Here is a 13,303-nt window from a genome sequence, read left to right as displayed (position 1 = left end):
TAGCCATGTACGCCGACCTGATCCTGACCAACGGCCACTTCCACACCGTCGACCGCGAGAAACCCGAGGCCACCGCCGTGGCCATCGCCGACGGCAAGTTCATCGCCGTGGGCACCGAGGCGGAGGCCATGGCCTTGCGCGCCGGCGCCACCCGCGTCATCGACCTCAAGGGACGCACCGCGATCCCCGGCCTCAACGACTCGCACCTGCACCTGATCCGCGGCGGGCTGAACTACAACCTCGAACTGCGCTGGGAGGGCGTGCCGTCCCTGGCTGACGCCCTGCGCCTGCTCAAGGAGCAGGCCCTGCGCACGCCATCGCCGCAGTGGGTGCGCGTGGTCGGCGGCTGGAACGAGTTCCAGTTCGCCGAGAAGCGCATGCCGACCATCGAAGAGCTGAACCAGGCGGCGCCGGACACCCCGGTATTCGTCCTGCACCTGTACGACCGCGCGCTGCTCAACCGCGCCGCGCTGCGCGTCGTCGGCTACACCAAGGACACCCCGAACCCGCCCGGCGGCGAGATCGTCCGCGATAGCAAGGGCGAGCCCACCGGCATGCTGGTGGCCCGGCCGAACGCGATGATCCTCTACGCGACCCTGGCGAAGGGGCCGAAGCTGCCCTTCGAGTACCAGGTCAACTCCACCCGCCAGTTCATGCGCGAACTGAACCGCCTGGGCGTGACCAGCGCCATCGATGCCGGCGGCGGCTTCCAGAACTACCCGGACGACTACCAGGTGATCGAACAGCTGGAGAAGGAAAACCAGCTCACCGTGCGCATCGCCTACAACCTGTTCACCCAGAAACCCAAGGAAGAGCTGGCCGATTTCAAGAACTGGACCAGCAGTGTGAAGTACGGGCAGGGCAGCGACTTCCTGCGGCACAACGGCGCCGGCGAGATGCTGGTGTTCTCCGCCGCCGACTTCGAGGACTTCCTTGAACCGCGTCCGGACCTGCCCGGCAGCATGGAAGCCGAGCTGGAACCGGTGGTACGCCACCTGGTCGAGCAGCGCTGGCCATTCCGCCTGCATGCCACCTACGACGAATCCATCTCGCGGATGCTCGACGTGTTCGAGAAGGTCAACCTGGACATCCCGTTCAACGGCCTGCACTGGTTCTTCGACCACTGCGAGACCATCTCGCCGAAGAACATCGAGCGGGTGAGGGCGCTGGGCGGCGGCATCGCCATCCAGGACCGCATGGCCTTCCAGGGTGAATACTTCGTCGACCGCTACGGCAAGCAGGCCGCCGAAGCGACCCCGCCGATCCAGCGCATGCTGGCCGAGGGCGTCCCCGTCGGCGCTGGCACCGATGCCACCCGTGTGTCCAGCTACAACCCCTGGACCTCGCTGTACTGGATGGTCAGCGGCAAGACCGTCGGCGGCATGGAGCTGTATCCCGAGGGGCTGTCTCGCGCCACCGCGCTGCAGCTGTACACCCACGGCAGCGCCTGGTTCTCCAATGAGCAGGGCAAGAAAGGCATGATCAAGGTCGGGCAGATGGCCGACGTGGCCGTGCTCTCGGCGGATTACTTCAGCGTGCCGGAGGAAGAGATCAAGGCCATCGAATCCGTACTCACCGTGGTGGACGGCCGCGTGGTATTCGGCAGTGGCGACTTCGAGCGCCAGGCGCCGACGGCGATCCCGGTACTGCCGGACTGGTCGCCGGTGGCCAAGGTCCCCGGCCACTGGCGCCCGCAGGGCCCGCTACAGCAGGCCGTGCACCAGTGCGCCGGCTCCTGCGGCGTGCATGGCCACAGCCACGAGCGCGCCCGCCAGTCGAGCGTGCCGGTGAGTGACTTCCAGGGCTTCTGGGGTGCCTTCGGCTGTTCGTGCTTCGCGTTCTGATGAGCTAACGGTCCGGTCCGCAAGGGCCGGATGCCGATCGCGGACGGAGTCCGCTCCTACGTAACGGGAAACACCGACATTGATCCCGCGCGTAGGAGCGGACTCCGTCCGCGATGTCTTCGAGCTTGCTCCATTCCCGCTAGAACCCCACCAACTGCCCCACCGCCTGCGCCTGCGGATCATCGCTGCGGCTGACCAGCGCATAGTTGTAGCCACCCTGGCTCCAGTAACGTGCCAGCAGGTCGCCATCGGTACGCTGCCCCTGCGGCAACATCTCGTGGCGCGGGCCCGGCGGGCGGATGAAGAAGGTCAGCCGGCGGCCCTGGCCATCCTCGTAGATCACCAGCGCTGCCGCTCCCTGTTCGGTGGCGAGCAGTCGCGCGCCCACTGTCTTCAAGCCAACCTGTTCCAGCGCAGGCGGTGGCGGGGCGTCTTTCAGGTAGCGTGCCAGCCAGCCGTGCAGGTCGCCGCCATCGCGCAGGTCCAGGCCATTCTGGCCGGCGTCGGCAAACAGCCGGTAAGCCTGCACCGCGTCCTGCATCGGCAGCATGCCACGCAGCATCGCGTCGCCACGCATCTGCCAGCCGCCCATGCCGCCGACACCCAGCGCAACCAGCAAGGCCGCCGCCGTAGCAAGGCGCGAACGCCGCCGCTGCTGGAGCTGCCGGCGAATCCGCGCCGGGTCCAGTTGCTCGGGCAGCGCCCCGCGCGCCTGGCCGGCAAAGGCTGCGCGCAGCTGCTGGGCATCCTGCCGCCAGCCTTCAACGCGGCGAGCGTCTTCCGGGTGCGCAGCCAGCCAGGCTTCCACCCACTGGCGGTGCGCCGGATCGAGCTGGTCGTCGAGGTAGGCGTGCAGGTCCTGTTCCTGGGGCGTGCCGTCGGGAATGCGTTCGTTCATTTGAGTACCCGCAAAGAAGGAGTCGCCGGCTGTCCTTCGCTCAGTGCGCGCAGCGCCGTGCGGGCGCGCGACAGGCGGGACATGACGGTGCCCATGGGAATGTCCAGTGCCTCGGCTACTTCGCGGTAGCTCAGGCCTTCCACGCTGACCAGCGTCAGCAGCGCGCGCTGCTCGGCGGGCAGGCGTTCGAAAGCCTCCAGCGTCGAGCGTGCGCTGACGATGTCCTCGGGTGATGCGCTGACCGCGCTGTCCGCGCCGAACAGGCTGAGCAGGCGCGCATAGCGTTTCGCCCGGCGCTGCCCGTCGATGAAGTGCCGGTAGAGGATCGAGAACAGCCAGGCGCGCAGGTCGCCGTCGTCGCGGCGGCCGGTCCAGGCTGACAGCGCCTTTTCCAGGGTGGCCTGGACCAGGTCGTCGGCACTGCTCGCGCTGCGCGTCAGCGACAGGGCGAAGCGCCGCAAGCGGGGCAACAGTTCGCGCAGTGAATGGTCGTCCAGTGAGTGCATCGGGGCGCCGGAAGTGGGTGGGTTCGAGCGAGAAAGACGACTGTGACGGCGATCTATTCCCGCCCTGCGAAAAAATAATTCTTTCGCCGATGACGGGAATAACCCGGTGCACGGTGCGTCGTACCGGCTCAACGCATTCAGCCTAAGCCCGAGGAGCTGGAAATGACAGAAACACCCACACCCAACGTGCCCCTGCGCCTGGCCGCCATCGGCGCCGTGGTGCTCGGCGTGGCCGCCGTCTTCGCCTACGTCGCCGGCTGGCTCGACCCGCAGCGCCTCACCCCGGACAAGGTCATCAACACCCTGGAGCACAACGGCGGCGTCTACCCCGGTTACCGACGCAACCACGCCAAGGGCCTGTGCGTGATCGGCCACTTCGACAGCAACGGCGGGCTGGCCGATCTGTCCCGCGCCAGCCTGTTCTCGGTCGGCCGCGTGCCGGTGGTGGGGCGCCTGGCGATTCCCGGCGGCAACCCCAAGGCCAGCGACGGTGCGGCCCCGATCCGCAGCCTGGCGCTGCGCTTCCTGCCCAAGGATGGCCAGGAATGGCGCACCGGCATGAACGCCATGCCGGTCTTCGTTGTCCGCGACGTCGCCAGCTTCTTTGCCCTGCAGCAGGCCACCGCGCCGCAACCGGGTACCGGCAAGCCCGACCCGGAAAAGGCCGGCGCCTTTTTCAAGGCTCACCCGGAAACCCAGCCGTTCCTGCAATGGGTGAAATCCTCCACGCCATCCTCCAGCTACGCCAACAGCGCCTACTACGGCCTCAACGCCTTCTTCCTGGTGAACAAGGACGGCAAGCAGCAGCCCGTGCGCTGGTCCGTGCAGCCTGAAGCGCCGGTCGAACCGCTGGCCGCCGACAAGCGCGGCGACGCCGACTTCCTCGCCGCCGAACTGGCCCAGCGCATCGCCGCCGGCCCGCTGCGCTGGCGCCTGCAGTTCACCCTCGGCGAACCGGGCGACAGCACCAGCGACGCCACCCAGGCCTGGCCTGCCGGCCGCCGCACGGTGGATGCCGGCGAACTGGTGATCGAACGCCTGCAGCCGGAAATCGGCGGCGACTGCCGCGACGTCAACTACGACCCGCTGATCCTCCCCGACGGCATCCGCGCCTCCGACGACCCGCTGCTCAGCGCGCGCTCGGCCGCCTACTCGGAATCCTTCAACCGCCGCACCCGTGAGCAGGCCCAGGAGACCCACTGATGAAACCGACCTACTTCCCGCTCTCCCTGCGCGTGCTGCACTGGCTCATGGCCGTGCTGGTGCTCGCCATGCTGCTGATCGGCCTGGGCATGGTCGCCAGCGTTTCGCCGCGCCACGCTGCCCTGGTCGCCATCCACAAACCCCTGGGTGCTGCGCTGCTGGTACTGGTGCTGCTACGCATCCTGGTGCGCCTGACCCAGCGCATCCCCGCGCTGCCCAGCGACATGCCCGGCTGGCAACGCAGCGCCGCCCATCTCTCGCACCTCGTGCTGTACGGCCTGCTGCTGGCCCAGCCACTGGTGGGCTGGACCATGCAATCGGCCGGCGGCTACCCCGTCGTACTCTGGGGCGGCTTTGAACTACCGGCGCTGGTCGCGCCCTCGGTGCAGCTCCACGCCATCCTGCGCAGCGCTCACAGCGTTATCGCCTACGCCTTGCTGGCGACCATCCTCCTGCACCTCGCCGCCGCGCTGTTCCACGGACTCATCCGCCGCGACGAAGTACTCCCGAGCATGACTGGCGCTCCCATGCCGCGTACCACTTCCTCGGGAGAACGACCATGAAGCGATTGCTCGCCGTGGCTTGCCTCTTCACCTCCTGCGCGGCCCTCGCCGCGCAGGACGCACCACCCGTTGAGGACTATCACTTCGGCCAGAAGCTCGATATCAAACACGTGGTGCAGGCACCGGACCTGGGTTTCTGCGGGATTCGCGAGGTGGAGATGACCTACGAGGACAGCGCCGGCCAGCGGCATACGCTGCGCTATCCGGTGTGGGGGCAGGGGTGTGGGAATGAGAATTGAATTAGGCAGATATCAATGAGATTTTTGACGGGAGCTAAGGTGGGGGAATTTGATAGCGTAGTTTCTTTGGTTGATTGTGGATCAGAAATAAGAAGGTGAGGATTAAGTTTGAAAATTATAGATATTGTTCATGATTATCCTAAGGGTGATGCTGGACTACGGAGTGGGTTGTGCCGAGTTAGATCTTTTTTAGGCGAGGGTGGGCTTGTTGTTTTGCTCACTGAGTTGGATGGTAAGAATGATGGATTCTCAATTACCAACGCTGTTGAAAGAATCATTGTCTCTCTGCAAAGGCTAGGATTGGTTCTCGGTGATGCGGTTTATTTGGAACATTACGAGAGAGATAGTCCGGAAAAAGATACGTACCATGTGGTTAATATTTCCTCATCCGGTGCTCCTGGTTGGGAGGAGATTGATAGAAGCAAAGTTTTGTCTCTTATTGGTTGTCACGAGGATGATCTTGATGAGAGAAGTTTAGATAATCTGCGGGTCATTGCTCAAGCAGATAGAATTCGTTATTCGAGGAATCCATTCGCAGATTCCTATCATCAGGATCGGCCAAGTGTAATCAAGAGGAAGTTAGAGATAGCTGATGTGGCGGTGTCTAGGTCAGAGATGAGCTGTTTGATTGAAGCCGGTGCAGGGGAACGTGAGATACAATCGGTTTTGAAGCGCGATCTCTCCTTGTTTGGAGAGATTTATGCGCAGCCAAATGATGAGTACATCTGCTTCTCAGAGTTTCCCTTGGGGGACGGATTTGTAGATTTTGCTGTGTTCACTGGAAGATCGCGTCTAGATGTGATTCTTATTGAAATAAAGTCGGCAGAGTTCAAGTTGGTCAACTCTGATGGTTATGGTGAGTTTAATCACAAAATAAATCAGGCGGCTGGACAGCTTCGGGCCCGTTTGGGGGCTGTATATCGAGATTATGCAGGTTTTCGGCATAAGGTTCACTCTGTTCGGCAGCGTGCTGAGTGTGGTGAGAGTATTCATGGTTCGTTTTTAGGGCCGCGCTACGAGCTCCATGTGGATCCAGAAAAAGACGTAAATATTCGAGCTGTGCTAATTGGCGGTCGAACAAACAGTGATCGGGAGGAAAGTGCGAAGAGGCATGATTTCGAGCAGAGTTTTACCCCCTCTATTAGGGTCGAGTCTTGGGACACTTGGCTGCGTAGGCTACAGCGGCAGTGACGTCTGTTGGATCAGGACGCTTGATGAACCATGGGCGAGTCTTGCTAGCGAACTATTTCTATTTCCACCGATCATGGGCTGGTAGTTCGGTGGTAGTTCTCTTTCTTGGCCTCGCGTTCCTCATCGTGTCCCCAAACGGCGTGACGATCAGGCTCCACAGCGACGAATACTTCGCATCGTCATGCTCCCCGGCGCCGAACTGGATTGGTTCCGGCGCGCGCTGGGTGACGTAGAGCGTGCCGAACAGCCAGTCCCACAGCGACAGGTTGATGCCGAAGTTCCTGTTGAAGTGCCGAGGCGCGTCGCTGTGGTGGATCTGGTGCTGGGCGGGGCTGTTGATCACGTGCTCGACCAGCGGCCCGAACGACAGCCATACATGGCTGTGGCGCAGGTTGGTCGCCAGCACGTTGAACAGCAGGATCAGGTAGGTCACGCCGAACAGCGTATAGGCGCTGATCTCTCCGCCGCAGAGGTACCAGAAAGCGCCAGCATAGGCGCCCAGGGCGAAGGCTCCGGCCAACTGCGCTGCGAGCTTCTCGACGAAGTGCACGCGGCTCGCCGTGATCGGCGTCAGCACCGCCGCCGAGTGATGCACCTTGTGGAACGCCCACAGCCAGCGCGAGTGGAAGGCGCGGTGCACCCAGTAGTTCTTGAAGTCGCTGACCAGGAACACGCCCAGCCCGCAGAGCAGCGAGAGGCCGAGGTTCTCGCCCACCTGTGGCCGCGCGCCCCACAGGTTGGTGAAGAAGGCGATGTAGTCGCCCGAGCGCAGGATGTAGGGATCGACCAGCCCGATGATGGGCAGCAGCAACACCACATTGAGGATGCCGCGCACCAGGTAGTAGCGGTAATCCAGCAGCGCCGAACGATGGAAATTAACCCGCGCGCCGCCGATGAACTGCCAGAACGACGTCGATTGCGTCAGCCCGCGCTGCCGGCGGAAGCGGAACAGGGCGTAGGCGATGGCGTACGAGCACAGCAGGAACACCACGCCGACGCGGCCACTGAGGTCGAAGAGGCCGGCGACCTGGTTGGTAACGGGATCGACCACCAGCTCGGTGAGGTGACGATGGATATGAGAGAGGTCAGGCATGGGCGCTGGCGCCGGAAGTCAGGTGAACAGACTTGAACGTCGAGTGACCGGCCATGGCGCTGAGGAGCTGGCGACTCATGGGGCGTCACGTGTTCGCTCAGCATGGGACCTGGGGGAGGACGCTGTCAAAGTTCAGCGGCGCCGGGGCAGGGCAATTCGACAGGGGGTCGTCAGCAGCCCGATGTGCGGAGGCGATCGGACTGGCCTGAAGTGGCCTGCTGAACGGGAGAGCCCATCGATAAGCTGGGCAGGCGCTCGCATGGCGCACCAAGCCAGGGCGTAACCTTGAGGGCGTCGGCCAAGGGCCGACATCCGCGAAGCTGCAGGTTCCGCGCGACGGGCAGGGTGCAGAGGTTTGCCGGTCAGCAATGAGCGGCGTGGTTGATGGCTCAGGCTGCTGTGGCCAATGGCTGCTGTTGTCGATCCAGCATTTCCTGGAGTTCAGCCACTGAGTCCAGGACTCTCTGCGCCCAGCGCTCATCGTCCGGACGCACGACAACGACGCGGAAACCGTGGTCATGGCCTTCGCTCTTCACGCCTTCGGAATCATCGACATGCAGGTCGATATCGAATGCCGGCGGAAGTTTCGAGGGGGAGTTCGCCAGCCCGCGCTCGGTCAGGGCCTGGTTGTGCCGAACGCTGTTGACCACGCCGTCGACGTGGATGCCGTACAGCAACAGCCAGCGCCTGATATAGGACGGTGTGCGGCCGGAGGACGTGTAGACCCAGATGCTGCAGCCCTGGCGGCGTAGTTCCCGGGTCAGGGAGCGGGTGCCGATACGCAGCGGTTCGCCAAGCCAGCGATGAATGAACAGCGGGAGCCTGCTGGGTTCGACGTCGCTGTGGTGGGGGAGGCAGGCCAGGGTGTCATCGATATCGAACGAAATCCGTATGCGCGGGCGTCCGAACCGGTAAGGCGCAAGGGAACCCTTCATGGCGTCCCACAGCTGATCCTTGATGGCCAGGCAGGTTGCGAGCATGGGCTGGGTGGTCATCAGGCACCTCCCTGATGGGCGGAGGCGTGTTTTTCGCCAAGGAAGAATCGCTGCGAATCCGCTGCCTGATCTTCGAGGAAGGCTGCGTACTTTTTCTTGATCTTGGGCAATTCGAAAAGCGCCTTTACGCCATGCTTGGCAGAGTTGCGGATGACCGATGACGGGTTGTAGTAACCCTTGGCGTTGTCCAGGGTCAGCACGAACGGCGGCAGCCCGGCACGTAGCAGCAGATAGCTGACGATGAGCGAGCCGCTGCGATGGTTACCTTCGATGAACAACTGCGGTTTGCTCAGAATCCGCACATAGACCCCGGCCGCGCGCTTCCACACTGATTCGCTGTGATACGCGCAGTACCAGTTGAACAGGTCCTTGATGCCGCCTTCGACGTTGTTGAAGAAGTGCGCCTCGGTGGCCGCCAGGTGCGGCGCGAACTCCAGCCGACGGGCAGGGTCCCGGCCGCACAGCACGGTGGCGTTGATCTCCAGCATCAGGTTGACCTGCTGCAGATCGAACAGGTCGACGCCCCGTGCGACGTAGTCGTCGATCAGGGCGTAACCCTCCAGCACGTTGTGCAGCACTTCATCGGTGAACGGATCACGCGGCTCGGTAAAGCACTGGCTGAGCTCGCCGAAACGGCCTTGCACCTCACGCAGCGCACGTTCAATCGCTCGCAGATCAAGACGGCGCGTGGCAGGCATGGGCGACCCTGAAGAGGAGGTGAGAGGCTTCATACGACTGCTGACTCGACTCAGCTGAACTTGCCGCTGATGTAGTCCTCGGTCATTTTTTCCCGTGGGCTTTCGAAGATCTGCTTCGTCGCGCCCATTTCGACCAGGTAGCCCGTGCGCGTGCCCTGGGAAATGTCCACCGAGAAGAACGCCGTGGTGTCAGCGACACGGATGGCCTGCTGCATGTTGTGGGTGACCAGCGCGATGGTGTAGTCCTTCTTCAGCTCGACCATCAGCTCCTCGACACGGCGGGTAGCGATCGGGTCGAGTGCCGAGCACGGCTCGTCCAGCAACAGGACTTCCGGTTCGGTGGCAATGGCGCGAGCGATGCACAGGCGTTGCTGCTGGCCACCGGAGAGCGACAGGCCGCTCACCTTCAGCTTGTCCTTCACTTCATCCCACAGCGCGGCGCCCTGCAGGGCATGCTTGACCCGGTCGCCGATGTCGCCCTTGTAGCGATTGAGGCGCAGGCCAAACGCGACGTTGTCGAAGATGCTCATCGAAAACGGGTTCGGCTGCTGGAACACCATGCCGATGTAGCGGCGCACCACGACAGGGTCCACACCCTTGCCGTAGACGTCCTGCCCGAGGAAATGCACATGGCCCTCGAAGCGGAAGCCGCGCACCAGATCGTTCATCCGGTTCAGGCTGCGCAGCACGGTGCTCTTGCCGCAGCCGGAAGGGCCGATGAAACCGGTGATCTTGTTCTTTTCGATCGGCACGTGGCTGTCACGTACCGCCATGAAGTTGCCGTAGAAAATCTTGTCCAGTTTGCAGTCCATGACCACCTGGGTCTCGGCGCCAACCGGGGCGACTTTCTGTGCAGTAGCTGTGTTCACGATTCGGATGCTCCGTATCTCAAAACTTGGGCTTGCCAAAAATGCGACTGATGACGTTCACGATCAGCACGATCATCACCAGCACCAGCGATGCGGCCCACGCGAGCTCGAGCTGGTTGTCGAAGGGCATGCCGGAGAAGTTGTAGATCAGTACGGAAAGCGAGGCCGTGGGGTTCATCACTGCCAGGCTGCCGTCGTGGTAGATCCAGTAGTTGCTGAACAACGCGGTGAACAGCAACGGCGCGGTCTCGCCAGCGGCGCGCGCCACGGCCAGCATGACGCCGGTGAGGATTGCCGGCAGGCCGGTAGGCAGCACGATCTTCCAGATCACCTGGGCGCGGGTGCAGCCCATGCCGTAGGCGGCATCCTTCATGATCTTGGGCACCATCTTCATCGACTCTTCGGCCGTGAGCACGACGATCGGCAGCATCAGCACGGCCAGTGCCACGCCTCCCGCCGGTGCCGAGTAGGTGCCGGTGGTCATCACGACCAGGGCGTAGGCGAAGACCCCGGCCAGGATGGAGGGCAGGCCGGTGAGCGTCTTGGCGGCAAAGCGCGCGGCGCTCGCCAGTTTGCTGTCCGGGCCCAGTTCAGCCAGGAAGACGGCTGCCATGATGCCAATCGGAACGGCAATGGCAGCGGCGATACCGACCATGACGAAGGTGCCGGCCAGCGCGTTGCCGAAGCCGCCGCCCGTCTCGAAGCCGGTCGGTGGCAGTTCGGTGAAGACCTCCAGGCTCAGGCGCGCACCACCGCGGGTGATCAGCATGTAGAGCACGGAGATCAGCGGCACGCTGGCCAGCAGGGCGCCCAGCCACACCAGCGTGGTCAGCACCAGGCTGCGCAGGGCACGGCCCTCGAGCTTGCGCTGCAGGCTCGGCAGGGCGGATGCGGTGGGAGTGAGGCTGGTCATTACTTGGTCCCCCGCTGGGCGTAAAGCATGATCATGGAGCCGAGTACGTTGACGATCAGGGTGATGAACATCAGCACCAGTGCGGCGTACATCAGCACTTCAACCTCGTTCGGCCCGGCTTCGGGGAAGTTCAGCGCCAGCAAGGCTGCCAGCGTGTTGGCCGGTGCAAACAGCGACAGGGAAATGGTGTTCGCGTTGCCGACCAGCATGGCCAGGGCCATGGTTTCACCCAGTGCGCGGCCCAGGCCCAGGACCAGGGAGCCGAAGATGCCGGTGGCAGCAGAGGGCACCATCACCTTGAGGATCGCTTCCCAATGGGTGGTCCCCATGCCGTAGGCGGCCTGCTTGGTCTTCATCGGCACGCTGGCAAGAGCGTCCTGCGAGACCGCGGCAATGGTGGGCAGAATCATGATGGCAAGCACCAGAGAGGCGGGCAGCAACCCCGGCCCGCTCAACGATGTGCCGAAAAAGGGTATCCAGCCGAGCTCGCTGTTCAACCACGCCGTCAGCGGGCGAATGGCCGGGATCACCACGTAGATTCCCCACAGGCCATAAACGACGCTGGGGATGGCGGCGAGCAGTTCGACGATGGTACGGAACACCGCCGCCAGCCTGGCGGGGAGGAAATCCTGGGTCAGGAAGATCGCCATGCTGACGCCGAACAGGCCTGCGATCAGCAGCGCGATCAGTGCGCTGTAGAGCGTGCCCCAGATGGCCGGCAAAATGCCGTACTTGCCCTGGTTGACGTCCCAGACCGAACCCAGGAGAACGTCCAGGCCATGTTTCTCCATGCCCGGAAAGGCCTTGCGGCCGACTTCGAACACGAGGGCAACGACCAGCACCAGAATCAGGACCACACCCAGGCGTGCAATGGCACGGAAGGTCCGGTCAACCAGGAAATCCTTCGCGGATGGCGGTTGGCAGGCAGAGTCCGGATTTACCGGTACGACAAAAGGTTGGGTCATGGGGGAGTTCCGGAACAGGTGGAAATCTCATCCGGCGCGGCTGACAGCCCACGCCGGATGAAGACTCGCAGGCGTTACTGGATGTTGGCGGAAGCTTTGCGAACCTGATCGACGACTGCTTGCGGCAGCGGGATGTAGCCCATCGAATCAGCGATCTTCTGCCCTTCGGTCAGGCCGTACTCGACCATTTCACGCATGGCCTTGGCCTTGGCCGGGCTCTCGTTGTGCTTGCGGAAGATCATCCAGGTGTAGGAGGTGATCGGGTAGGACTGGGCACCGTCCGGATCGGGCAGCCAGGCCACCAGGTTCTCCGGGAACTTCACGGCAGCCAGCGCCGCAGCACCGCTTTCTGCGTTCGGTACGACGTACTGACCGGCCTTGTTCTGCAGCTCGGCGAAGTCGACCTTGGCCAGCTTGGCGAAGCCGTACTCGATGTAGCCGATGGCGCCAGGGGTCTGGCGAACGGTAGCGGTCACGCCATCGTTCTTCGGCGACTTGATGAATTTGTCGCTGGCCGGCCAGTTGACGGTGTTGCCTTCACCCAGGGCAGTCTTGAACTCCGGGTTGATGGTCGACATATGCTTGGTGAACACAGCGGTGGTGCCGCTGGAATCCGCACGCACGACAACGGTGATCGGCAGGGCCGGCAGCTTCAGCTCAGGGTTGGCCGCGACGATCTGCGGGTCGTTCCACTGAGTGATCTTGCCCAGGAAGATGTTGGAGTAAACGTCGCGCGGCAGTTTCAGCCCTTTGGGGCTGCCCGGCAGGTTGTACGCCAGGACGATTTCGCCGGCGGTCATCGGCAGCAGTTGCACGCCTTCGGCAACCTTGGCGATGTCTTCGTCCTTCATGGCCGAGTCACTGGCCGCGAAATCCACGGTCTTGTTGAGGAAATCCTGTACGCCCGCACCGCTGCCCTTGGACTGGTAATCCACGGTGACGCCAGCGGTTTTCTTGCTGAAGTCCTTGAACCAGGTCAGGTAGATCGGAGCGGGGAAGCTGGCGCCCGAGCCGGTCAGGCGGACGCTTTCGTCGGCAAAGGCGACGGAAGTGGCACACATGGACAGCGTAACGGCGATCGCAGCAGATTTCACAAAGCTTTTCATCGAGGGCAATCCTTTTGATATCGGGCTGCCATACTGTGATCGGGTCCTGTGAAATTTTTATGACAGCGCGGTGGCAAACGCTCTGGCTCGCCGGCTTGACTGGCCTGTCTCCGGGCTTCTGTGACGCGCGTCAGGCGGAATTGCAGCTGCTGCCCACCGTGGCTGGCGGCCATTTCAGGGCAGGGGCGGAGGTTCAGGGCGGGGGATCGCGCCCTTATTC

Annotated in this window: 14 protein-coding genes; 5 read left to right on the top strand and 9 right to left on the bottom strand. The window is 63.1% G+C overall.

Features of this window, described 5'->3' with window-relative positions:
• Nucleotides 1–5 precede the first annotated feature (5 nt).
• The gene (locus tag L6D89_RS20020) at nucleotides 6–1,844 is read left to right on the top strand and encodes an amidohydrolase (RefSeq protein WP_236200912.1); all 1,839 of its coding nucleotides are present in this window, start codon (nucleotides 6–8) and stop codon (nucleotides 1,842–1,844) included.
• Between the two features lie 139 nt (nucleotides 1,845–1,983).
• On the opposite strand, the gene L6D89_RS20015 is transcribed toward L6D89_RS20020, so the two are convergent.
• Nucleotides 1,984–2,742, bottom strand: coding sequence for an anti-sigma factor family protein (locus L6D89_RS20015; RefSeq protein WP_236174040.1), 759 nt, complete (start codon nucleotides 2,740–2,742; stop codon nucleotides 1,984–1,986).
• Complete coding sequence (locus L6D89_RS20010) at nucleotides 2,739–3,248, bottom strand: sigma-70 family RNA polymerase sigma factor (protein ID WP_236174039.1); 510 nt, start codon at nucleotides 3,246–3,248, stop codon at nucleotides 2,739–2,741. Before L6D89_RS20010 ends, L6D89_RS20015 begins: the two co-directional genes overlap by 4 nt.
• 162 nt (nucleotides 3,249–3,410) lie before the next feature.
• On the opposite strand from L6D89_RS20010, the gene L6D89_RS20005 reads away from it, so the two are divergent.
• From L6D89_RS20005 to L6D89_RS19990, 4 genes are all read left to right on the top strand, one after another.
• Nucleotides 3,411–4,451 (top strand): catalase family peroxidase, encoded by a 1,041-nt coding sequence (locus L6D89_RS20005; RefSeq protein ID WP_236200911.1) that lies wholly within the window; start codon nucleotides 3,411–3,413, stop codon nucleotides 4,449–4,451.
• Nucleotides 4,451–5,014: a cytochrome b gene (locus L6D89_RS20000; RefSeq protein WP_236200910.1), complete on the top strand. Its 564-nt coding sequence runs from the start codon at nucleotides 4,451–4,453 to the stop codon at nucleotides 5,012–5,014. Before L6D89_RS20005 ends, L6D89_RS20000 begins: the two co-directional genes overlap by 1 nt.
• A complete protein-coding gene (locus L6D89_RS19995; protein WP_236200909.1) occupies nucleotides 5,011–5,253 on the top strand; it encodes a DUF2790 domain-containing protein in 243 nt (80 codons plus the stop codon). The genes L6D89_RS20000 and L6D89_RS19995 overlap by 4 nt, the downstream gene beginning before the upstream one ends.
• 108 nt (nucleotides 5,254–5,361) lie before the next feature.
• Nucleotides 5,362–6,444 carry a Shedu immune nuclease family protein gene (locus tag L6D89_RS19990; protein WP_236200908.1) on the top strand — a complete coding sequence of 361 codons (1,083 nt, stop codon included), beginning with the start codon at nucleotides 5,362–5,364 and terminating at the stop codon, nucleotides 6,442–6,444.
• Between the two features lie 58 nt (nucleotides 6,445–6,502).
• Here the strand turns inward: L6D89_RS19990 and L6D89_RS19985 are convergent, their stop codons facing one another.
• The 7 genes from L6D89_RS19985 to pstS all read right to left on the bottom strand — a co-directional run bounded on the left by L6D89_RS19985 (nucleotide 6,503) and on the right by pstS (nucleotide 13,083).
• The gene (locus L6D89_RS19985) at nucleotides 6,503–7,537 is read right to left on the bottom strand and encodes a sterol desaturase family protein (RefSeq protein ID WP_236200907.1); all 1,035 of its coding nucleotides are present in this window, start codon (nucleotides 7,535–7,537) and stop codon (nucleotides 6,503–6,505) included.
• 389 nt (nucleotides 7,538–7,926) lie between these two features.
• Nucleotides 7,927–8,472 (bottom strand): hypothetical protein, encoded by a 546-nt coding sequence (locus tag L6D89_RS19980; protein ID WP_236174140.1) that lies wholly within the window; start codon nucleotides 8,470–8,472, stop codon nucleotides 7,927–7,929.
• A 59-nt stretch (nucleotides 8,473–8,531) separates the two neighbouring features.
• The gene (locus L6D89_RS19975; RefSeq protein WP_236174033.1) at nucleotides 8,532–9,230 is read right to left on the bottom strand and encodes a hypothetical protein; all 699 of its coding nucleotides are present in this window, start codon (nucleotides 9,228–9,230) and stop codon (nucleotides 8,532–8,534) included.
• A 50-nt stretch (nucleotides 9,231–9,280) separates the two neighbouring features.
• On the bottom strand, nucleotides 9,281–10,042 hold the full coding sequence (pstB, locus tag L6D89_RS19970) for a phosphate ABC transporter ATP-binding protein PstB (protein ID WP_054911197.1): 762 nt from the start codon (nucleotides 10,040–10,042) through the stop codon (nucleotides 9,281–9,283).
• A 76-nt stretch (nucleotides 10,043–10,118) separates the two neighbouring features.
• Nucleotides 10,119–11,012: a phosphate ABC transporter permease PstA gene (gene pstA / locus L6D89_RS19965; protein WP_236200906.1), complete on the bottom strand. Its 894-nt coding sequence runs from the start codon at nucleotides 11,010–11,012 to the stop codon at nucleotides 10,119–10,121.
• Nucleotides 11,012–11,977: a phosphate ABC transporter permease subunit PstC gene (gene pstC, locus L6D89_RS19960; RefSeq protein ID WP_081519724.1), complete on the bottom strand. Its 966-nt coding sequence runs from the start codon at nucleotides 11,975–11,977 to the stop codon at nucleotides 11,012–11,014. The genes pstA and pstC overlap by 1 nt, the downstream gene beginning before the upstream one ends.
• Before the next feature lie 74 nt (nucleotides 11,978–12,051).
• Nucleotides 12,052–13,083, bottom strand: coding sequence for a phosphate ABC transporter substrate-binding protein PstS (gene pstS, locus L6D89_RS19955; protein ID WP_236200905.1), 1,032 nt, complete (start codon nucleotides 13,081–13,083; stop codon nucleotides 12,052–12,054).
• Between the last annotated feature and the right edge of the window lie 220 nt (nucleotides 13,084–13,303).

This window comes from Pseudomonas pseudonitroreducens (assembly GCF_021603645.1).
Classification (GTDB): Bacteria; Pseudomonadota; Gammaproteobacteria; order Pseudomonadales; family Pseudomonadaceae; genus Pseudomonas; species Pseudomonas pseudonitroreducens.
This window is presented reverse-complemented; position numbering and strand designations above follow the sequence as displayed.

Excerpts from the sequence above, each read along its gene's own strand:
- L6D89_RS20020 (WP_236200912.1), top strand. The coding sequence starts at position 6 with ATGTACGCCGACCTGATCCTGACCAACGGCCACTTCCACACCGTCGAC.
- L6D89_RS20015 (WP_236174040.1), bottom strand. The coding sequence starts at position 2,742 with ATGAACGAACGCATTCCCGACGGCACGCCCCAGGAACAGGACCTGCAC.
- L6D89_RS20010 (WP_236174039.1), bottom strand. The coding sequence starts at position 3,248 with ATGCACTCACTGGACGACCATTCACTGCGCGAACTGTTGCCCCGCTTG.
- L6D89_RS20005 (WP_236200911.1), top strand. The coding sequence starts at position 3,411 with ATGACAGAAACACCCACACCCAACGTGCCCCTGCGCCTGGCCGCCATC.
- L6D89_RS20000 (WP_236200910.1), top strand. The coding sequence starts at position 4,451 with ATGAAACCGACCTACTTCCCGCTCTCCCTGCGCGTGCTGCACTGGCTC.
- L6D89_RS19995 (WP_236200909.1), top strand. The coding sequence starts at position 5,011 with ATGAAGCGATTGCTCGCCGTGGCTTGCCTCTTCACCTCCTGCGCGGCC.
- L6D89_RS19985 (WP_236200907.1), bottom strand. The coding sequence starts at position 7,537 with ATGCCTGACCTCTCTCATATCCATCGTCACCTCACCGAGCTGGTGGTC.
- L6D89_RS19980 (WP_236174140.1), bottom strand. The coding sequence starts at position 8,472 with ATGAAGGGTTCCCTTGCGCCTTACCGGTTCGGACGCCCGCGCATACGG.
- L6D89_RS19975 (WP_236174033.1), bottom strand. The coding sequence starts at position 9,230 with ATGCCTGCCACGCGCCGTCTTGATCTGCGAGCGATTGAACGTGCGCTG.
- pstB (WP_054911197.1), bottom strand. The coding sequence starts at position 10,042 with ATGGACTGCAAACTGGACAAGATTTTCTACGGCAACTTCATGGCGGTA.
- pstA (WP_236200906.1), bottom strand. The coding sequence starts at position 11,012 with ATGACCAGCCTCACTCCCACCGCATCCGCCCTGCCGAGCCTGCAGCGC.
- pstC (WP_081519724.1), bottom strand. The coding sequence starts at position 11,977 with ATGACCCAACCTTTTGTCGTACCGGTAAATCCGGACTCTGCCTGCCAA.
- pstS (WP_236200905.1), bottom strand. The coding sequence starts at position 13,083 with ATGAAAAGCTTTGTGAAATCTGCTGCGATCGCCGTTACGCTGTCCATG.